Source organism: Cytobacillus kochii (assembly GCF_020171845.1).
GTDB lineage: Bacteria > Bacillota > Bacilli > Bacillales > Cytobacillaceae > Cytobacillus > Cytobacillus kochii.
In genome coordinates, this window is sequence record NZ_JAIVAM010000018.1 from 1 (window position 1) to 20,837 (window position 20,837).

The 20,837-nt window shown below is 39.1% G+C and carries 15 protein-coding genes; 2 read left to right on the forward strand and 13 right to left on the reverse strand.

The window, feature by feature from the left end:
* Positions 1-655: 655 nt before the first annotated feature.
* The 9 genes from LCM23_RS23500 to LCM23_RS23540 all read right to left on the reverse strand — a co-directional run bounded on the left by LCM23_RS23500 (position 656) and on the right by LCM23_RS23540 (position 12,577).
* Positions 656-970 (reverse strand): hypothetical protein, encoded by a 315-nt coding sequence (locus tag LCM23_RS23500; RefSeq protein ID WP_224939016.1) that lies wholly within the window; start codon positions 968-970, stop codon positions 656-658.
* 211 nt (positions 971-1,181) lie between these two features.
* On the reverse strand, positions 1,182-2,477 hold the full coding sequence (gene aceA, locus LCM23_RS23505; RefSeq protein ID WP_224939017.1) for an isocitrate lyase: 1,296 nt from the start codon (positions 2,475-2,477) through the stop codon (positions 1,182-1,184).
* Positions 2,478-2,879: 402 nt separating this feature from the next.
* Positions 2,880-3,251 carry a hypothetical protein gene (locus LCM23_RS23510; RefSeq protein ID WP_224939018.1) on the reverse strand — a complete coding sequence of 124 codons (372 nt, stop codon included), beginning with the start codon at positions 3,249-3,251 and terminating at the stop codon, positions 2,880-2,882.
* 242 nt (positions 3,252-3,493) lie between these two features.
* Positions 3,494-5,041 carry an L-glutamate gamma-semialdehyde dehydrogenase gene (pruA, locus tag LCM23_RS23515; protein ID WP_095370698.1) on the reverse strand — a complete coding sequence of 516 codons (1,548 nt, stop codon included), beginning with the start codon at positions 5,039-5,041 and terminating at the stop codon, positions 3,494-3,496.
* A gap of 284 nt (positions 5,042-5,325) precedes the next feature.
* The gene (locus tag LCM23_RS23520; protein ID WP_224939019.1) at positions 5,326-6,546 is read right to left on the reverse strand and encodes an MFS transporter; all 1,221 of its coding nucleotides are present in this window, start codon (positions 6,544-6,546) and stop codon (positions 5,326-5,328) included.
* Between the two features lie 242 nt (positions 6,547-6,788).
* A complete protein-coding gene (locus LCM23_RS23525) occupies positions 6,789-8,297 on the reverse strand; it encodes a SagB family peptide dehydrogenase (protein WP_224939020.1) in 1,509 nt (502 codons plus the stop codon).
* Between the two features lie 24 nt (positions 8,298-8,321).
* On the reverse strand, positions 8,322-10,250 hold the full coding sequence (locus LCM23_RS23530; RefSeq protein WP_224939021.1) for a TOMM precursor leader peptide-binding protein: 1,929 nt from the start codon (positions 10,248-10,250) through the stop codon (positions 8,322-8,324).
* Positions 10,250-12,151, reverse strand: coding sequence for a putative thiazole-containing bacteriocin maturation protein (locus LCM23_RS23535; protein ID WP_224939022.1), 1,902 nt, complete (start codon positions 12,149-12,151; stop codon positions 10,250-10,252). Before LCM23_RS23535 ends, LCM23_RS23530 begins: the two co-directional genes overlap by 1 nt.
* A 195-nt stretch (positions 12,152-12,346) precedes the next feature.
* Complete coding sequence (locus LCM23_RS23540) at positions 12,347-12,577, reverse strand: heterocycloanthracin/sonorensin family bacteriocin (RefSeq protein ID WP_095370703.1); 231 nt, start codon at positions 12,575-12,577, stop codon at positions 12,347-12,349.
* Between the two features lie 126 nt (positions 12,578-12,703).
* Here LCM23_RS23540 and LCM23_RS23545 point away from each other — a divergent pair, with 126 nt between their 5' ends.
* Positions 12,704-13,447 (forward strand): class I SAM-dependent methyltransferase, encoded by a 744-nt coding sequence (locus LCM23_RS23545; RefSeq protein WP_224939023.1) that lies wholly within the window; start codon positions 12,704-12,706, stop codon positions 13,445-13,447.
* A 227-nt stretch (positions 13,448-13,674) separates the two neighbouring features.
* Positions 13,675-14,325 carry a type A chloramphenicol O-acetyltransferase gene (catA, locus tag LCM23_RS23550; protein WP_224939024.1) on the forward strand — a complete coding sequence of 217 codons (651 nt, stop codon included), beginning with the start codon at positions 13,675-13,677 and terminating at the stop codon, positions 14,323-14,325.
* Between the two features lie 78 nt (positions 14,326-14,403).
* On the opposite strand, the gene LCM23_RS23555 is transcribed toward catA, so the two are convergent.
* The 4 genes from LCM23_RS23555 to pcrA all read right to left on the reverse strand — a co-directional run bounded on the left by LCM23_RS23555 (position 14,404) and on the right by pcrA (position 20,778).
* Positions 14,404-14,865 carry an SRPBCC domain-containing protein gene (locus LCM23_RS23555; RefSeq protein WP_224939025.1) on the reverse strand — a complete coding sequence of 154 codons (462 nt, stop codon included), beginning with the start codon at positions 14,863-14,865 and terminating at the stop codon, positions 14,404-14,406.
* A 471-nt stretch (positions 14,866-15,336) separates the two neighbouring features.
* Complete coding sequence (locus LCM23_RS23560; protein ID WP_224939026.1) at positions 15,337-16,512, reverse strand: CamS family sex pheromone protein; 1,176 nt, start codon at positions 16,510-16,512, stop codon at positions 15,337-15,339.
* A gap of 12 nt (positions 16,513-16,524) precedes the next feature.
* The gene (gene ligA / locus LCM23_RS23565; protein ID WP_224939027.1) at positions 16,525-18,531 is read right to left on the reverse strand and encodes an NAD-dependent DNA ligase LigA; all 2,007 of its coding nucleotides are present in this window, start codon (positions 18,529-18,531) and stop codon (positions 16,525-16,527) included.
* A gap of 18 nt (positions 18,532-18,549) precedes the next feature.
* Positions 18,550-20,778, reverse strand: coding sequence for a DNA helicase PcrA (gene pcrA / locus LCM23_RS23570; RefSeq protein WP_224939028.1), 2,229 nt, complete (start codon positions 20,776-20,778; stop codon positions 18,550-18,552).
* Positions 20,779-20,837: the final 59 nt, after the last annotated feature.

Consider the following 20,837-nt stretch of genomic DNA (forward strand, 5'->3'; position numbering starts at 1 on the left):
CTCCGGTTTTTCTTCTGAGTGACTTGCTAATCCTCTTTGATACGCACTCATATTTACTTTTCCTTCTGAGTGACTTGCTAATCACATTTGATACGCACTCAGCTTCCGTTTTCTTTCTGAGTGACTTGCTAACCCCTTTTGATACGCACTCATATCCACTTTTTCTTCTGAGTGACTTGCTAATCCTCTTTGCTACTCACTCATTTTTACTTTTCCTTCTGAGTGACTCGCTAATCACCTTTGCTACGCGCTCAGCTTCCATTTTCTTTCTGAGTGACTCGCTAACCACTTTTGATACGCGCTCAGCTTCCGTTTTCTTTCTGAGTGACTTGCTAACCCCTTTTGATACGCACTCATATCTACTTTTCCTTCTGAGTGACTCGCTAATCCCCTTTGCTACTCACTCATTTCTACTTTTCCTTTGGAGTGACTCGCTAGTCTCCTTTTCTACGCACTCATATCCACCTTTCCTTTTGAGTGACTTGCTAATCACTTTTGATACGCACACATATTTACTTTTCCTTTTGAGTGACTCGCTAATCCCCTTTGCTACTCACTCATTTCTACTTTTCCTTTGGAGTGACTCGCTAGTCTCCTTTGCTACTCACTCATTTCCACCTTTCCTTCTGAGTGACTCGCTAATCCCCTTTGCTACTCACTCAGCTTCTGTTTTCCTTCTGAGTGACTCGCTAATCACTTTTGCTCCGCGCTCAGTTTCCATTTTCTTTCTGAGCGACTTGCTAACCCCTTTTGATACGCACTCAGCTTCCGTTTTCTTTCTGAGTGACTCGCTAATCACCTTTGCTCCGCGCTCAGCTTCCATTTTCTTTCTGAGTGACTTGCTAACCACTTTTGCTACGCACTCATTTCTACTTTTCCTTCTGAGTGACTTGCTAATCACTTTTGCTACGCACTCAGCTTCCGTTTTCTTTCTGAGTGACTTGCTAACCACTTTTGAAAACGCACTCATATCCACTTTTTCTTCTGAGTGACTTGCTAATCACCTTTGCTACTCACTCATATCTACTTTTCCTTCTGAGTGACTTACTAATCCCTATTTCTTTCCGCCCTAACTGCATTAGATTACTTTTGTGGCCGCCTTCGCTTTTACAAAAAAAGGCCTCCCCATCTAAAGTAGGGAGGCAAAAAAATTGGAGTTATTATTAGGGCAATACAAAAAATTACACTTGAACTTCTTCATCCTTCGTAAACTGTTCTTCTTCGGTTGAGCCTTTTAGTGCGGTTGTGGATGATGTACCACCAGTAATAGTCATGGAAACTTGGTCGAAATAACCTGTTCCTACTTCACGTTGATGTCTTGTTGCCGTGTAACCATCTGCTTCACTAGTAAATTCACGTTGTTGAAGTTCAGAGTAAGCTGCCATTCCACGATCCTTATAACCTAGAGCAAGTTCAAACATGCTGTGATTTAATGAGTGGAAACCAGCTAATGTAACAAATTGGAATTTGTAACCCATTTTTCCTAACTCAACTTGGAATTTAGCAATCGTTTCTTCATCCAATTTCTTCTTCCAGTTAAATGAAGGTGAGCAGTTATACGCTAGTAGTTTGCCAGGGAACTTCTCGTGAATAGCATCTGCAAATGCCTTTGCTTCTTCTAAGCTTGGCTCTGATGTTTCGCACCAGATAAGATCAGCATATGGTGCATAAGCAAGTCCTCTTGCAATCGCTTGATCTAAACCTGCTTTGGTCCGGTAAAACCCTTCCGGTGTTCTATCACCAGTAATAAAAGTGGCATCATATGGATCAACATCACTAGTAATTAAATCAGCGGCATTTGCATCGGTTCTTGCAATGACTAGTGTTGGTACACCCATCACGTCTGCTGCTAATCTAGCAGATATTAAGTTTTTCACTGCCGTTTGTGTAGGAAGTAATACTTTCCCACCAAGGTGTCCACATTTTTTCTCGGAAGATAATTGATCTTCAAAATGGACCCCAGCTGCACCTGACTCAATCATGCCTTTCATGAGTTCATACACATTTAGCTGTCCACCAAAACCAGCCTCTGCATCTGCTACAATTGGTGCAAACCAATCAATTGATTCATCTTGTTCCATATGGTGAATTTGATCCGCTCTTTGTAGCGCTTGATTAATACGTTTCACTACATTTGGTACACTATTCGCTGGATATAAACTTTGGTCCGGGTACATTTGTCCAGAAAGATTCGCATCCGCAGCAACTTGCCACCCGCTTAAATAAATCGCTTTTAACCCCGCTTTTACTTGTTGTACCGCTTGATTGCCTGTTAATGCACCTAATGCATTTATGAAATCTTCCTCATTAACGAGCTTCCATAACTTCTCAGCCCCTCTACGAGCAAGCGTATATTCGATATCAATTGATCCTCTTAGTTTAATAACCTCTTCTGCAGTATAAGGTCTTTCAATCCCCATCCAACGTGAATCATTTGCCCAAGCCTCTTGTAATTGTTTAACTCTTTCATTCGCCATCTGTTAAATCCTCCTTTAATCATTTGAATAAAAAACCCGTCTTTATTGTTGTATTACAATAACCTCTTAACAATTTGTATTATATAACAGACAATCCATTATTGGAACTGTTTTATTCAAAATAATCTGATATTATTTTCGACAAATACCGACAAATGCGATAAAAACATTGATATACCAATGTTTCCAAAGGCAATAAAATTTTAATTGTTATAATACAGATTGAAAAACATTCAAAATGACAAACTAGAAAACTTTCATTTGTTTGGTATTAGTTCTATTCTAATGACGAGTTGCTTTATAAAGTTTTAGAATGAGAAGTCTTGAAGTTTTTGCTCTTTTGACTGTAGGAAATCCTTTAAGGATAGCGCAGCAACCCTCTTTTGCTTTGCTATTTTTCTTTCAATTTGTATGGGTAAACTCGCTTTGCTCGGGCAGCTTTCCGTTTTTCTGTAGAGTTGCACGCACTATCTCGCTTTGTTCCGCTATCTTTCCGATTTTCCACAGAGTTGCACGCGCAATTCCCTTTTGCTCGGCTATCTTCCTGGTTTTCGGCACAGTTGCATGCACTATCTCGCTTTTCTCCGCTTTCTTTCCTGGTTTCCACAAAGTTGCACGCACTATCTCGCTTTCCTCCGCTATTTTGCCGGTTTTCCACAAAGTTGCACGCACTATCTCGCTTTCCTCCGCTATTTTGCCGGTTTTCCACAGAGTTACACGCGCAATTTCCTTTTGCTCCGCTATCTTCCCGGTTTTCGGCACAGTTGCATGCATTATCTCGCTTTTCTCCGCTATCTTCCCGTTTCCCCACAATGTTATCCGAGCAAACTCTTTAATACTAGCTATCCAACCAGATTTCAGTAAAATCTACTCATAACCACCCTGGCTAAGGATTGTCGAGTAATGTTTGTCATCCACTCACTACTACTTCAACTTTTGTCAGTAGATTTGGTAAAGGTATGTAGATAAAAAAAGGCACTCACCGTATTTTGGTGAGCACCTTTTGAATAAACAGATTAATACATTTCAGAAGTTGTTTTTGCTTGCATGTGTAGCATGATGTAGTCAGGGCCACCCGCTTTTGAGTCTGTTCCTGACATATTGAATCCTCCAAATGGTTGGTAACCGACAATCGCCCCTGTACAACCACGGTTGAAGTAAAGGTTTCCGACATGGAAATCTTCACGTGCTTTTTGGATATGTTCACGGTTGGTTGTAATAACAGCACCCGTTAAACCATACTCCGTGTTGTTTGCCACTTCAATTGCATGGTCGAAGTCTTTTGCTTTTGTGAAACCGACAACTGGGCCGAAGATTTCTTCTTTCATGAGACGGGCTTCTGGATCAAGATCAGCGAACACTGTTGGTTGAATGAAATAACCTTTAGAGTCATCGCCTTCTCCACCAGCTACTAATCTTCCTTCTTGTTTACCGATTTCAATATAACTCATGATTTTATCATATGCAGCTTGGTCAATAACCGGTCCTGTAAAATTGCTTGTGTCTTCCGGATTACCAGCTTGTTTCTCTTTTGTAATTTCAATTACGCGGTTTAACACTTGGTCATAAACATCTTCAACGATGACTGCACGTGAACATGCAGAACATTTTTGACCAGAGAAACCGAAGGCTGAAGCTACGATTGATTGAGCAGCAAGCTCTAAATCTGCTTCTTTATCTACAACAATGGTATCTTTACCGCCCATTTCAGCAATGACACGTTTAATCCAGATTTGACCATCATTTAATTTTGAAGCTCGTTCGTTAATACGAAGGCCAACATCACGAGATCCTGTAAATGATACGAAACGAGTATCTTTGTGATCTACTAAATAGTCACCTACTTCTGCGCCACTTCCTGGTACAAAATTCAGTACACCTTTTGGTAGACCGGCTTCTTCCATAACTTCTACGAATTTCGCAGCCACAATTGGCGTTGTAGAAGCGGGTTTTAATAGAACGGTATTCCCTGCAACAATAGCAGCAACGGTTGTACCTGCCATAATCGCTAATGGGAAGTTCCAAGGAGAAATGATGATACCAACGCCAAGAGGAATATAATCATAACGATTAAATTCATTTGGTCGACTGTTAACAGGCACACCATCTTTAATTGCAAGCATTTGACGCGCGTAATACTCTAAGAAATCAATCGCTTCAGCTGTATCAGCATCTGCTTCATTCCATGGCTTCCCTGCTTCCTTTGTCAATAAGGCAGAGAATTCATGTTTACGTCTACGAATGATGGCTGCTGCTTTAAATAACACATCTGCACGTGTTTCTGGCTTCACTTTCTTCCATGATTGGAAGGCTTTAACTGCAGCTTGCATCGCTTTTTCAGCTAGCTCTTGGTTCGCTTTTGAAACGCGACCAATGATTTCTTCTTTATTCGCTGGGTTTACAGAAACGATTTTATCTTCAGTAGAGATACGTTCTCCATCGATTAATAAATCATAATCTTGACCTAAATAACCTTTAACCGTTTCTAAACCTTTTAAATACCCTTCACGGTTTTGCTCAACGCTAAAATCAGTAAATGGCTCATGCTTATAAGATTGTACCATTTTTTCATCCTCCTATAAGTTCACATCAGTCATTTTGAAATGTTGCTACAATTGGCACATTTCAGACTGTGAAAAGATTAACCCTAACAATTATTATACTACCATAATTAGAGAAAATTCAGCAATGATTCTACTAATACTATTTTTAGAAAAATAATAAAGTTTCTATTAAATTGATTTTTTTCTCCTATTGATCAAGGATCTACCTAGTTGATACATAATAGTATGCTAGTGATCAAAAGACCACTTCTTTTATATTAAAGTGGTCTCTCGTTTTAAATACATTAATAAGTTGACTCGTAATTTCTATACGTCTTTCCTTTCCATAAAGTGACTAGAGCAATGATTAATCCAATAACAGAAAAGGACAAAATGACTAATTGGATATCAATTCCCTTGGACACGAGTAAAGTGACAGTGGCATAAGCCAACGGGTCAAAGCCGTTCATCGCTAAGAAAACAATACTCATCACTCTTCCCATAATCCTTGGGTCTGTATCTTCTTGTGCTGAAGTGAAGAATGGAATAGAAACAAATGTCATCGTAAATCCAATAAAGAAAGCTAAAGCTGTCAATATATACAAATTGGGAATTTGGCTAAATGCTATCGCAACCATTAGTGTTGCAATTAGACCAATAATAGAAGTGAACCCCCTACGGCGTATTTTAACCATCCCAATAATAGCAGTACTAACTAACATCCCCACTCCTAATGCTGATTCAATGTAACTAAGATTGATTGGTGAACCTCCGTACGTCTCTACTAAAATGGGAATCGCAATAGAAATCGCACCAAAAGCAAAGAAATTTAACGTGATTAAAATAAGAATGCCTGTGATCAAAAATTTGCTCGCTTTGACATATGAAAACCCTTCGATCAAATCTTTTAGTGGTGTTTGTTTGACTGTATTGTCTACTGGACCTTCTTTTAAGAATGGTGGAAACATAAAGAAAGCAGACAACAGAACAATAATGGCTGAAACTAAATAACCTGTTGTCACGCCAGCGAACTCCATGATACTTCCAGAAATAATCGGACCAACAATAAAACCAATTTGACCTAATCCCTGAATGATTGCGTTCGCTTGTTTGATCTGGTGTACTTGTACCAACTTGGGAATTAATGAGGTTCCGGCTGGTCCAGAAAAAGCATCTAGTGTTCCAAAAAAGAACCCCAAAATAAGCAAATAAACAAATGTTAATTGACCGGCATTGTTTAGTAAAAAAATGAGTACGAGTAAAACACCTTGGATGGTACTCGTAGTGAACATAATGGTCGTCTTCTTATATTTATCAGCAAGTACTCCACCAAATGCCATCATAACTACTCTAGGTACAGTAATGGCAATGAGGATCATGCCTAGTGAACTAGCAGACCCTAAATCTGAAATTACAAACCAAGTAGTTGTCATGAAAAACATACTAAATCCAATAATCGCCAAAAAGCTACCTATAAATAAGAAAATAAAAGGGGTGTTTCTCATTAAAGAATATCGTTGTTCCATTCATACCCTGCCTCTCTCCTTCTATCTACACCCAATCATAGAAGATAACGTAACGTGAGATGCAAGCTTTTTTTTAATAGAAAATACTTTTTTATAGATGATTGTGGTTTAAAAGGGTAAGAAAAGAAGACACGAGAGATATTTGGCAAACTAATACTTGATAAAGCCTTCTAAGTTGAGTTAGAAGGCTTGTTTTCATAACCAAGAATTTGAGAGGGTACGTTATTGATGAGTGAACTACATCAACGTAATCCTCCTTTCAACCAAGCACGAGGCCGGTGCATGCCAACTGGAATTTGAATTAAGCTCGTTTTCCCTTTAGAAGCGAGTCCATAGAGTTGATCGCATTGACTGACAGAATACCCCAGTAGTGGATGCCCTCCCAAATCTAAGGCAGACGCATGCAAGAGTAATCGTTGTGTTAGTAGGCCTGCCTCCATCTGTTGAATACGGTATCCTCGGTAACCCAATGAATCTTTGTAATGGCTTTTATCCCCTATTACATGCATACAAAGCGGCACTTGATATAAATTAACATTAGGCATCACTAAGCTTGAATGTAAAAGCGGACGATAATCACCTTCTTTCATTAGACGAAGCATATGATTTTCATTGTCATAAGCATAAGCCCCATTCGGTATCCCCTCCACATTGTATAGGCTTCCGTATAAAGCTACGCGCGCAGCAACATGGCCGCCTGTATCATCAAGATCGTGATGATAAGAGAAGGAACATGTCTCCTTTAACAAGGTTGCTAGAGTCGCTTGCCTTATTTCCCCCATCATAAAGTCTGCGTCTGGAGAATACCGTTTCTTACAAATCGATGAGAAATCATATGAATAGTTTTGTGTATTTGGCAAGGTTATATCAGTACCAGAAGTGAATGTTTCACCTTGGCGCCTTACCTTTCTAAAAGACGCTGATGAATCAAACATGGCAGCTTCATTGAGCTTTCTGAGTAACGGATAGTCCATGGTCTTTGACAGGTTATGAGGTAGGTGACCTAATTGCGCTATTTCGGCGCACAATGTATGGGAGGACACCATTTCTTTAGTCGTATGGACAATGGCTTCAGTTGATATCGGAATGACTGCGTAGACACTTTCGTCTTCTTCAGATAGACCTAGTAGATGATTCATTGCTCGGTCTAAAAATTGATAGCAAACTTTCGTATTGTAATCTAATTGATCAGCTACTTCTAATAATTGTCCAATGAGCACCCCAGTATCTAGTCCCTGTAATCGATAAGAAAAATGATTGTATTTATAAAAATTTTTCCAGAAGAAGGTGGAAATAAAAACAGTGCAAAAACAATCTTCAATCACTGTCCCCAAACTTTTGGAAACGAATGTATCAAAATTTCCTTCCCGTAACAAAATGAGGCGGTGATGAGCAACATCATAATGGTAGATGCCTGTTTTAGCATCTTCAAGTTTCATATATACATATATTTCATTAGGATAAAGCGCCCCACCGGAGGGAACAAATCTCCGCAATGATTGAGTGTCATGAGGGAGACGGACATATTGAGTTATTCCATAGGTATACCATAGCAAATGCCCAATCTCCTTCAATGTAGGCATTAGATTTTGGTGAAGGGTTGAAGGTACATTAGCGTTTAACGGAATAGCTGGTAATCCACGGTACAATTTATACGGAAGGGGGGCCCCTTCCCAATCGACCTGCCAATCGGGTGGAGCAAGTTTCTCTGTATCAAAGTGGAGATTGTGTATAAATGTATCTAACTCCAATTCTTTCGTCCTCCTCTCCTTCCATTACGGAAACGGGTGAGGAAGTGGGTTCAGCTCTTCATACGATAAGTGCTTCTTCCTATACCCTAGCTGCTTTGGCACCTTTAGTACTCTATCTAATCCTTTCACCCGTGTCAGGTGATGTCCAAATGTCATTGGCAACATGCCAGGAATAATGACCTTCACACAATACAATCCATTCTCTTGAATAATTGGTGTTGTTTGGTCAACGACAATCACTTCTAGATTATTTTCACGGAACGTCTGAAGAACTTCGTGAAGGTCATCTTTCAAATCGTTGTATACTGGTGGCTTCTTGAATTCTTCAGCAAATGTACGTAATGGCCCTTGATTATTCAAAATAAACGTTAGGTATTCTTCCGCCTCGGGTAGACCGTACAACATACCATGATCCTCCATTGTTCTTACTTTAAACGGATCTTCAAGCATCTCCTCGTATTTCTGCCTATTTGTTGCTAATTTCTCATCATGAACAAACATCATGCCCGCTAGCTCATAGATGGCACTTTTGACAGCCCTTACTGGGTCCATATGAGCACCTGCAGCACAAATAATATTTACACCTGTTTCTTTTCTATTTTTTGCTACTGCCCACACACTTGGGATACCATGTTCCATCGTCGAATTGTAAAAATGAAGGTCGTACCCTGCCACCTCACGTACCCGATCAACCATCAATTGCAATTCCTTGTCATCTGCAGAACTTAAATCAAGACGTGGCAATGGCAGTTTCGCATACCAAGTGAGTAAAAAGGAATCTCGCTCAACGACTTCCATTACTCCATGAAAAATAGCTTCCTCCAGGCTACCTCCGATTGCACATCCGTTTGAAGTCTCATAAACAAAACCTTCCCCACAACCTAAACTGTAATAAGCAAGTAATTCTGGGACAAGAATAGATCGTTCTTGTAAGAATGAATAACCCCAAACCCAATTCATTGGTTTATTAGGTTCGAATGATTGATACGGAAAATGAGGATTCTCATAATACTCAGGTGAGTGTAAACCAACAGTTGAAGGGTTTAAGGCTTGATCCATAACATCTAGATAACTTCCTCGTACAACCCTTCTTTTTCCCCTAGGCTCGATACCGCAATACCGTTCTAAACCTTCCAAAATAGCTGTTAACTCACTCATTCGATAAGAGTTAGATCTTCCAGCCACTCCCTCGCTTGCACCAAACAGTGGCATATTCATAAGAACATCAGCAAAGGGAAGTGTCCAATCCTGTATTTTTCCATTAATTACCCCCGTCCGATGATCGTAATAATCTCTTAATAGCACGGTTTCTAATTCTTCAATTGAACGACAGCGATAACCAGCACCTTGAATTTTCGGACTAGATTGCAACTTAATTTCCGCTAATTCCGCTGTATCTTCTGGAATGTCCCCACATATTGGGCACATTGGGTCAAAGGAAAAATGATGAGATGAATGCATGAACGTTTTAAGATTTGTAATGAACAGTTGATTTTCTAAATGATCGGTCTCTCCTTGAAGAATATAATCCACTTCTGTACATAATAAAGTTGTCATTTGCCAAAGACCCGTTCGTGATGCCCATGCGTCTTGCGGGCGACTTTCTCCTGATAATTTATAATATAGCCCCCACATTTCTTTAGAATCTGTACCTGCTATGATGCGCCTTACGTCGGCGCAACGTGAACATCCCCGTTTTCCCGGTTGTACAAATGGACCAATAATTCCCTCACCAAAAGAAACAAAGCCACGGAGCCATGGAATATTTTCCTTTCTGAATTTTTCTTCTGCTTGTTGATGAACGGAGGGCTGCCAATTATCATGCAATACGAGCGCCAATGTTGTATCTTCAGGAAAATCCGTTAATAGATCTTGCCGTGCGACTGTATAATTACTAGACAATTGCCTATAGACAAAATCGGCCAGTTTACCATTACCGACGATGACAATCATTAGCGTACCTCCTTACAAATCTGTACACCATAAACCCCAGCTAACTCTTTTCTTAAAAATGGTTCAAAAGAAAGATCGTAAACAACGATCTCTTTATGACCCTCTTTTAATTTGTAGATAGCAGATTGTAATAACTCCGTTTTTGTCATATGCTCACATGAAGGAATGTTTAGTTTTGCTTCTTTCCCTCTTATACCATCATGAGAGTTCATTTCCTCCCCCTCACGGATTGTTGCCTCATTTTGTACATTCAATAGTGCTTTTTGCAAAGCGTGACTTAGTGCTAGTGTGATATTTAAACCAGAACTAATGTATTTAAAGCCATTTGACTCTATGCATATAACAGGAAAGCCTAATATTTCATTTCCCATACGGATAGTGGGTGGACCATTTAAGGTGGTCAGTGACTGTAAATAATATCTACAACTACGATCCTCTATCTCCTCAAGATTTACAGGTAACAGCGATTGTTGCTGGTCAACTGGAAGACCTCTCCTTTCCTCTTCTAAATACGCTTGTAGCCCACGACAAACTGCTTCGGCAAGGCATTCACCAGCACCAATACCCATAAATCCACTTATTCTACCTTTCACCATTTGTGAAACATACATCTCCAGTCCAGTAAGCCCTGCTTCCCTTCTTGCTTCTTCATGTGTTAGACCCGAGCATAAAGCCTTCTTCAAAAGAGTAGCCGGTCCTTTTGCCAATGGATTTACTGCTTGAACATAACATTGTGAAAGCGGAAGCTGTGTTAAGTCCTTTTCTTCCCAAATATGAAGAATCCCTGTTTCTTTAGCAGTTAATAAACTAAAATATTCTAAAAGATTGTTTGCGTTGGGCTGTTCCGTATTCTCTCTCAGAAGTCGGGTGTTTAAATCATCGACAAGTTCAGGTTTAAATGTAAGATTTTCAACTAATGGATGTGAATAGTACGAAATCCATTCACCTTGCAAACTTTCAAGATTTAGCAAATAGAATTGATTGTTTTCTTTCTTATCCATTGCTCCTGTCACCTGCTTAAAAAACTCAAAAACAATAATATTCGCCAATAAAGCACCTGCGGTCGAAGAATAGGGCTGTTGCTTACGTTCTTGTTCCAATATTGCCTCATGCATTCGACGCCATGCAGATTCCCAGCATCCCTCTGTTTCTGAATCAACTACAGGCCCTGCCATTCCCACCTGCTTTAGATATAAGGCAGGAAGGAAAGCTTTCTTTTCTTCTTTACAAACCTGATTAATCTCCTTCACTTCGTCTATATCTGCATTTTGGGAAACATATAATATCCAATCAAATGATTGTACTACTTCTCTCCAATTCTTACCGTAAGGAATTTCCTTCACTTTCACGGTAGGATCATCCTTTTTGGCATGATTCACTATTTCATTAATCACCTCATGGTCTGTTGGGACTGCTTCTGTCATCATCATATGAAAGGTTGGTAGCCCTGATTCCAACAATGCAGATGTCAGCGAAACGAATAGAGAACCAGATCCCATCACTAATACCTTTGCTTGGCGATACGTTTGAAAACGATACGCACCTGAATCAACAAAACTCTCAATGAATTCAATTTGTGAAGCGTATTTTTCTAGAACACTTGCGGGTAATTGATGTGATTGATCTTGACTCGTATCTCTAACATAACCTTTCGTAAGTAAAGCCTCACCAATTTCATATACTCTGTTTCGATAGGGAGTGGTCAAACCCGCAGTGAGTTCTTCTAAAGTATGATTTCCATTAAACATAGGTATCAGCTTTTCAATCCATTGATAAATAGTGCCTCCATCCATCCAAAATGAACTGGCGTTATTCCTAAAATAGACGCCTCCCTTTGGGTCTGGTAGATAAAATGTATCATTCTTCACTTTGAGACGTGAGGTTGCTTTTAATTTCGTCATGTAGCCCCTCCTTCGGTCTAAGCATTCATTAAATATTCCTTATAATTTATGTATTTGTATTTGTCCATTATGAATAACGAAAAAGAAGCCCCTAACATAGGGACTTGTAGAGTGTATACACACGCTTCATTATTCATTTTGTGACGAGAGAACGAAGGTAACTTACACTGACACTTGCCTTTAAAAAAGGAATTGTTAAATAAAGAACCCGAAGCAACCAAAACAACCAAAACAGCCTGCACATCTAAAACCGCCACAACCACCACAGCGAAAACCACCACAACCTCCGCAACCACCACAGCCGCCACATCGACGCATATCATTAAATTGAACTGGTACTGGTGCTTGATATTGAATAGGTGTTAATTCACCCACCTGATATTGATCCATTCCAAGTGATTGAAGTTCATTTTGAAAATTTTGCATTTTTTCTTCCCCTTTTTAGGTTTAGTACGTAAAAAGAGAGTCTAAAACCTGCTCTCTGTAACAAACTATGATGTTTTTAGGTAGTTGTTACTGATGTAAAAGCCCATTTGGCAAAGAACATTAAATTTGTTTTTTTCATACCTTATAGAAATACAAAAGGAGGTGGTTCCCATTTATTTAGATTTCTTATCAAAGTTTGGTGTTGGAGGAGCGCACCCAGGTGGTTTTGAATTAACAAAGGCGCTTCTTATGAATGAAGAATTAGACGCTACGTCGCAAATTTTAGATGTAGGCTGCGGAACCGGCCAAACAGCCGCCTTTTTGGCTACTAATTCAGGAGCAAACGTAACTGGGGTTGATATTAATCCTATTATGGTGGAAAAAGCAACTCATAGAATGAAAGAAGCTAAACTTCCAGTACGTGTTTTCCAAGGTTCTATCGAGGCACTCCCACTTGAAGATGAGAAATTTGATTTAATTATGTGCGAATCAGTCCTTACTTTTGTCAATCAACCGAAAGCGCTTAAAGAGATTTTTCGTTTATTAAAAAAGGGGGGGCGGTTCATTTCTAATGAGTTTACTGCCAATGTCCCACTCCCTCCATGGATAGCAGATGAAATCAACCGATTCTATGGGATCAACTCTGTCCTCACCGAAGCAGAATGGCACCGTTTATTTGAAGGGGCAGGATTTACGAACATTCGCGTAAGTGGTCAAAATCAGTCGATGCTCCAATACAATCCCAACCCTGATTTTCTTTATTCAAAGCACATTGAACCAGAGCTTTATACCGTAATGACCGAACATTTTAACCTATTATTGAAATATAATGAGCTATTGGGCTACCGGATATTTGCATGTGGAAAATAAACAAATTATTATCCACCCACCCGTGATACACATGATCTCATTGGTAATAGGAGTTCCATCGGGTGGCTACCTCCTTTTCAGACAAGAACATAGATTGCATATATTTAGGTGCTAAAGCATATTACATATGTTAGGATTATTTAAATAAACTAAAGGAATGGGACCAATGAAAAAAGCAGTTCTTATAGCCTCCTAAAATCAGAATATATTTTAGGAGGCATTAAAAGATGAAATTCACTAAAATCGACATAAATAATTGGGAACGTAAAGAGGTTTTCAATCATTTCTTAAACCAACAAACTAGCTTTAGTATCACTAATAACATTGATATTACTGAGCTATACCAATTTACTAAAGAAAAAGGATATCAATTTTATCCTGCTTTTATTTTTTTAATTACACAAGTTTTCAATACAAATAAACATTTTAGAATGAATGTTACTGCTAAAGGTGAGTTAGGATACTGGAACAGAGTGATTCCTATGTATACGATTTTTGACAAGGATTCAGCGTTATTTTCCGCTATTTTCACCGATATCGATGAAGGCTTTGAAAGGTTCCACATGGATTATGTGACCGATACTGAGTTATATACTGGTACAGGAAAATTGTTTCCTAAAGCACCCGTACCTGAAAATGTCGTTAATATATCTATGATTCCATGGACTACTTTCACTGGATTTAACTTAAATATAAATACAAATCCAAATTACCTCCTGCCAATAGTTACTGCGGGTAAATTTTTCAATAAGAAGGGAAATATTTATTTACCACTTTCTCTACAGGTTCATCATGCTGTCTGTGACGGTTATCACACCGCTCTTTTTATGGACACATTTCAGCGCCTTGTTCGAAATCCTAAACAAATGCTTAAGTGAATGAGAAATTATCCACCGACTACATCAATTTAGTCGGTGCTTTTTTTAAAGTAAAGGTCATAGGCAAATACCTAAAAATTATTCCACAAATAGAGCTAGATTTTCTAATGTTGATTGTAAACCTATATCATGATCTTCCTTGTTTATTCCTTTAGGGACATTTTCACATATAATGGTGACTTTTGTTCCTTTTGCAAGAGGTTCAAATAGCCATGTCTGTTTCATTTCACCAGTGAATTCGGGGGATTCTGAGTCAAATATTACTAGTTGTATTATCTTTTTATCGGGAACTAATTCTAAAAATTTCCCTTGATACACATCACTGTTCTCAGTAGTTTTTCCATATGAGGGTTGGTTTCCTCCATAGAAGAGTGTCATTTTGTAAGTTCCCTCTTCCCGCGGTTCAAAATCTTCAACATAACCTGACATTCCTTTAGGTGGGAGCCATGATACTAAAGCTTTCGGATGGAGAAATGCCTCATAAATCGTGTGTGATTTTGCCATGATCACTCTTGAAGCTGTATCTGTTCTATTTTCCATATCAAAACCTCCTTCGGTCTATCATTTTTTGTGCAATAAATGTTGATATCACAAATAACCTTAGTTCCACTATTTCTTCTACGGAAGCATAGATTACTCCTTCTTCAGCTAATCTGACCTATTTGATCATAATGACGCTGTTGATAGATGGGTAAGTTTCAATACAAGTTTAACGTACGATTATGAAGAATTTTAGAAAGCATGGGATGCCTACTGATTTCTTCGATTGCTTTCGCTTTGGTTGGACCGATTTACGCGGGATGTACAAGTGCACAGGCAAAATCATTCGTTGTCACTGTCGGAATAATACCTAGTTGCAGGCGGAATTCGTCCCGCTACCTTTAGAGTACTCTCTAAAAACCTTCGAAAAGACAGTATGTTGGGCACTTAATCCTTGTCTTTTTGTTCCAACCAACCTAATCCCATTGTAAATAAAAAAACGACGCTTAAAAGTAGCGGCGTTTTTTCGTTTTATTGATAAATATGAACAAATGGTTCGGCTTCGTTGGCGTTTCGGACGATTAATGATTCTGGTCCGTTGACTGATGTGACGCTTACTTGGACAGAGATGTATTCTGGAAACATACTAACGACTTTGCTGGTTACATATTGGGTGAAACCAACACTTTCTGACTTACCGTAAAATTGTATAGGTATATCTATATTTAGCTGTTGCAATTGATCCCCAATATAGAAACCTTTTCCAATGACACCATTAAAATTAGGGAAATATTTTTCAACATCTTGCTTGAAATTCAAGAAATTCGTATAGTCTTCACGATACTTCTCTTCGGCTGTATTAGATGGGAATAAAATATAGTCTTCTTTTACATCTTCCCAACCACTTAGCTGATTACTCCCCTCAGCGGCATGCGCATAGGCGAAGAAGTTTCCTGGGACGACAGACGTTCTTTCCGATTGTTCAAATAGCGCAATGGTAATCGGTACGTTCTCAAGGCCTTCTTGTTGTCTTAATCTCTTTATAATTTCCTCAGCCATCTTTTTGCCTTCTGCTTCTACTTTACTATGAGAAATATCTTCTTCATACGTGGCACCGTAGGCTTCTTTTTGATAATAATGGACGGAATTAAGTGCCAAACCAATCACGACGCCGCCAAGTTTCACCTTATTATCGCCATCTTTTACAAGATAGTTATGTTCTAAAATATGGGCTAAATAAAGAGGTGCACGGGCGTTTCTTTCTTCTTTAGTCCCTTTACCATCATCGACAGGGTTTAGACCGAGATTTTCTTCCTCCGTCATATCTTTTTCTTCTAATTGTTCTTTCGTATATTGGCGACTTAACCATGATGAAATCGTGGTTTTATCAAGGTATTGTCCTTCTTGGAAGAAGAACTTTTCCGTATCAAAATGGTTCTGAGCAACTCTCATTAAACCTGTTTCGAATTCATTAATATCATATTTTGTATTAACATTATTAACGACTAAACCTCGTGACTCACTTGGCTTAAAAGGTAGGATTGTCCGATAGTACGAATCGGATATTTTAAAGTTTGGTATGATCGCCTGTTCTTCTTCGCTGCTCTCATTTTCATTTTGCACAACCTCTTCTTGCTGGTTAAAACTAGGTGCACAACCGGCGAGTAAAAGAACGAATGACAGCGACACTGCCATGAGTTTTTTCACGATTTTCACCTCTTACGAATTTAATTCCTCAATCAATTTTTCCTCGTCCCAAATAGTAATACCTAATTCCTGAGCTTTGGTTAATTTAGAGCCTGCGTCTTCTCCGGCAATGACTAAATCTGTTTTCTTACTTACACTGCCAGAGACCTTGCCTCCTAGAGCTTCAATCTTTTCCTTTGCTTCATTTCTAGCAAGCTGTTCTAATTTACCCGTTAACACAATGGTTTTACCAGCAAAAACAGAATCAGATTCCGCTATATTTACAGGTTTTGGTCCCTTATAAGTCAGATTCACTCCAACATCTTGTAACTCTTGAATGAGAGATGTTACTTCTTCTTGTTCAAAATAGGTGACGAGTGCATCAGCCATTTTATCGCCTATTTCATTAATGCTAATAAAATCATCCATGGTTGCCTGCTGGATTTTACCCATCTCTCCAAATGTTTGCGCAAGCGTTTTTGCCGCTTTCGCCCCCACATGACGGATCCCTAATCCAAATAATAATTTTTCTAAAGAATTATCCTTAGAGACTTCAATGGCCTTTAGCAAGTTGTTAACAGATTTTTCGCCCATTCTCTCTAATTGAATAAGCTGTTCATACGTAAGATGATAAATATCTGCCACATCTTCAATTAACTTTTCTGCAAATAATTGGCTAATTACTTTTTCTCCTAGCCCGTCAATATTCATCGCATTTCGTGAGACAAAATGAATAAGTCCCTCTCTTATTTGCGCAGGACATTTCGGATTAATACAACGAAGTGCAACTTCTTCCTCTAAACGCACAAGTTCACTTTCACATGCCGGGCAATGAGTTGGCATATGAAAATCAACTTCTTCTCCCGTTCTTCTTTCAGGTAATACATTGACAACTTCAGGGATGATGTCGCCTGCTTTCTTAATCACAACGTAATCACCTAGCTTAATATCCTTCTCACGAATAAGGTCTTCATTATGAAGGGATGCACGTTGTACGGTAGTACCAGCCACTCTAACAGGTTCAAGTAATGCTGTTGGCGTTACAACACCGGTGCGCCCAATACTTAATTCAATATCTTTTAACTGCGTGACTACTTCTTCAGCAGGAAACTTATAGGCAATCGCCCATCTCGGACTCTTTGCTGTTGTCCCGAGTTCATCCTGTTGGTCATATGAATCGACTTTAATAACGATTCCATCAATATCATACGATAAGTCTGGTCGGTTTTCTGTCCATTTCTCGATATATTGGATGACCTCATCTATATTTTTACACTTCTGGCGCTCTTTGTTCGTTTTAAACCCCTGAGAGTCAAGAAAGTCCAGACCTTCACTATGAGAACGAATACCCGTTTTCCCCTCGTCAGCCATAGCATAAACGAATATATCCAAATTTCTTGATGCAGCGATTTTTGGATCTAATTGCCTAAGTGAACCCGCAGCAGCATTTCGAGGGTTCGCAAAGGGTTCCTCACCTCGTTCTTCTTTTCCTTTATTTAAACTTAAGAACGATTTCCTTGGCATGAACGCCTCTCCGCGTACTTCAAAGGTTACCGTTTCCTTTACCCGCAGAGGAATGGAACGAATGGTGCGAAGGTTAACGGTAATGTTTTCACCAATGGAGCCATCTCCACGCGTTGCTCCGATTGCAAACAATCCATCTTCATAGCGAAGAGAGACAGCCAGTCCATCAATCTTTAACTCGCAGACATATGAGATATGCTCACCCACCGCCTGGCGAACACGACGGTCAAAATCCCTTAAGTCTTGCTCATTAAATGCATTGGCTAAACTGAGCATCGGCGTGCGATGTTCAACTTTTTCAAACATATCTAATACTTGCCCACCGACCCGATGCGTTGGGGAATCTTCTGTTTTCAACTCTGGATGTTGCTCTTCAAGTGCAATTAGCTCATGAAGAAGCTGGTCATATTCTGCATCAGGCACAGATGGTTGATCAAGTACATGATATTCATAATTATATTGATTAAGGAGATTTTGCAAATCCTTGACCCTTTGTTCTACCTTCTTTTCCTCCAAGACGTTCAACCCTTTCCTTTAACCTTTCGAAATCGGGGCAAATTTAGCAAGTAATCTTTTAATACCTACTGGCTTTGGAAAAGCAATATCAAGCTCCATTCCATCACCTTCACCTTTGACACTTACAACTGTTCCAGTACCCCATTTACCATGCACAGCTTTATCTCCAACTATCCAATTCATCCCGCTACCACCTGTATTTTGTACAGCTGGACGAACAACTGCTTTACGAGCAGGTTGCATACGATTTCCTGAAGGACCATTAAACGTGGACTGACCTCGATTAAGAGGTTTTGCTTTTGGCTCTAATCCTTCTAATAAATCAGCCGGAATTTCCTGAATAAATCTGGACGGTGGGTTCATGTTTGTACGGCCAAATAGTGTACGCATTTGCGCATTTGTTATAAATAACTGCTCTTCTGCTCTCGTAATCCCTACATAAGCAAGTCGACGTTCCTCTTCCATTTCTGCTTCTTCCATTAATGAACGACTATGAGGGAATACACCTTCCTCCATACCCATTAAAAAGACAACTGGAAATTCTAATCCCTTTGCAGAGTGAAGCGTCATTAATACAACTGCATCCGCTTTCTCACCGTCATCATCCAACTTATCAATATCGGCAACAAGCGCCAAATCTGTTAAGAAGGCAACAAGTGTTTTATCTTCGGACGCATCTTCAAAATTCTTCGTTACAGATAGAAACTCATCTAAGTTTTCCAAACGACTTTGAGACTCGATAGATTTCTCCGCTTTTAACATGTCACGATAGCCTGACTTGTCTAACAGTTCCTCTACCAATTCTGTCACAGATAAGTATTCTTGCATTTGTGTATAATTCTTTACTAAATCACGAAACTCTATAGCAGATTTTGTGATTTTTGGGCTTAAGCCAATTAATTCGATAGATTCCAGTGCTTCAAACATTGTCATATCATGCATGGTTGCAAAATTAGCAATCTTATCAACTGATCCAGAACCAATCCCTCTTTTAGGCACATTAATCACCCGCTGTAGACTTATATCATCATCAGGGTTGGCAATTAATCGTAAATAAGCCAATACATCTTTAATTTCTTTACGATCATAGAACTTAATTCCGCCAACAATCGCATATTCAATATTCGATTTTAATAGCATTTCCTCCATGACCCGGGATTGGGCATTTGTACGATATAGAATAGCAAAATCGGCAAGCTTGCGATTCTGACTTTGCGCTAATTCTTTAATTTTACTTACGACAAATTGTCCTTCGCCTTGCTCACTGTCTGCACGGTAATACTGAATTTTATTTCCTTCAGGATTTTCCGTCCATAAGTTTTTCGCTTTGCGATTCATGTTTTTATCAATGACGCCGTTAGCTGCGTTTAAAATTCTTTGCGTGGATCGATAGTTTTGTTCTAGCAAAATGACTTGTGCTTGCGCATAATCTTTTTCAAAGGATAAGATATTGGCAATATCTGCCCCGCGCCATCTATAAATAGATTGATCCGAGTCTCCAACCACACATATATTTTGGAAACGATTCGCTAATAATTTTACTAGCATGTATTGCGCTCTATTCGTATCTTGATATTCATCCACATGGATATACTGGAATTTACGTTGATAGTATTCTAATACCTCAGGGACGCGATTAAATAATTGAATCGTCTTCATAATAAGATCATCAAAGTCTAATGCATGATTCTTTCGCAGACGTTTTTGATAATCTGTATACACATCACTTGTCACTTGGGAGAAATAATCACCGGCAGTCTTGGCGAATTCCTCTGGTTCAATTAGTTCATTTTTTGCAGAACTAATCGTCCCTAAAATTGCTCTAGGATCGAACTTTTTCGGATCTAAATTCCGCTCTTTTAAGATACTCTTAATAACAGATTGCTGATCAGTAGAATCTAATATTGTGAAGTTACGATTGAATCCAATCCGATCAATATCACGACGTAATATTCTCACACACATAGAGTGAAAAGTAGAAATCCAGATTTCTTCAGCCGCACCGCCCATCATCGCACGAATACGATCTCTCATTTCTCTTGCGGCCTTATTCGTAAACGTGATTGCTAAAATATTATATGGATTCACGCCCTTCTCTACCATTAAATAAGCAATGCGATGGGTAAGCACACGCGTCTTACCACTTCCTGCTCCAGCCATAATAAGCAAAGGACCATCTGTTGCCTTTACAGCCTGTTGCTGCTCCTTATTCAAACCATTTAATAATTTATTAGATAAATATTGCATTCCTTTTCTTCACCACCATACAAACATTTGTTCTGTTTTTAGTCTATCCTGATTAATTT

Coding starts and splice junctions, on each gene's coding strand:
- LCM23_RS23555 (WP_224939025.1), bottom strand. CDS start 14,865: ATGGAAAATAGAACAGATACAGCTTCAAGAGTGATCATGGCAAAATCA.
- LCM23_RS23510 (WP_224939018.1), bottom strand. CDS start 3,251: ATGCATGCAACTGTGCCGAAAACCGGGAAGATAGCGGAGCAAAAGGAA.
- pcrA (WP_224939028.1), bottom strand. CDS start 20,778: ATGCAATATTTATCTAATAAATTATTAAATGGTTTGAATAAGGAGCAG.
- LCM23_RS23500 (WP_224939016.1), bottom strand. CDS start 970: ATGAGTGCGTTTTCAAAAGTGGTTAGCAAGTCACTCAGAAAGAAAACG.
- LCM23_RS23540 (WP_095370703.1), bottom strand. CDS start 12,577: ATGCAAAATTTTCAAAATGAACTTCAATCACTTGGAATGGATCAATAT.
- aceA (WP_224939017.1), bottom strand. CDS start 2,477: ATGGCGAATGAAAGAGTTAAACAATTACAAGAGGCTTGGGCAAATGAT.
- LCM23_RS23535 (WP_224939022.1), bottom strand. CDS start 12,151: ATGACGAAATTAAAAGCAACCTCACGTCTCAAAGTGAAGAATGATACA.
- pruA (WP_095370698.1), bottom strand. CDS start 5,041: ATGGTACAATCTTATAAGCATGAGCCATTTACTGATTTTAGCGTTGAG.
- LCM23_RS23520 (WP_224939019.1), bottom strand. CDS start 6,546: ATGGAACAACGATATTCTTTAATGAGAAACACCCCTTTTATTTTCTTA.
- LCM23_RS23530 (WP_224939021.1), bottom strand. CDS start 10,250: ATGATTGTCATCGTCGGTAATGGTAAACTGGCCGATTTTGTCTATAGG.
- catA (WP_224939024.1), top strand. CDS start 13,675: ATGAAATTCACTAAAATCGACATAAATAATTGGGAACGTAAAGAGGTT.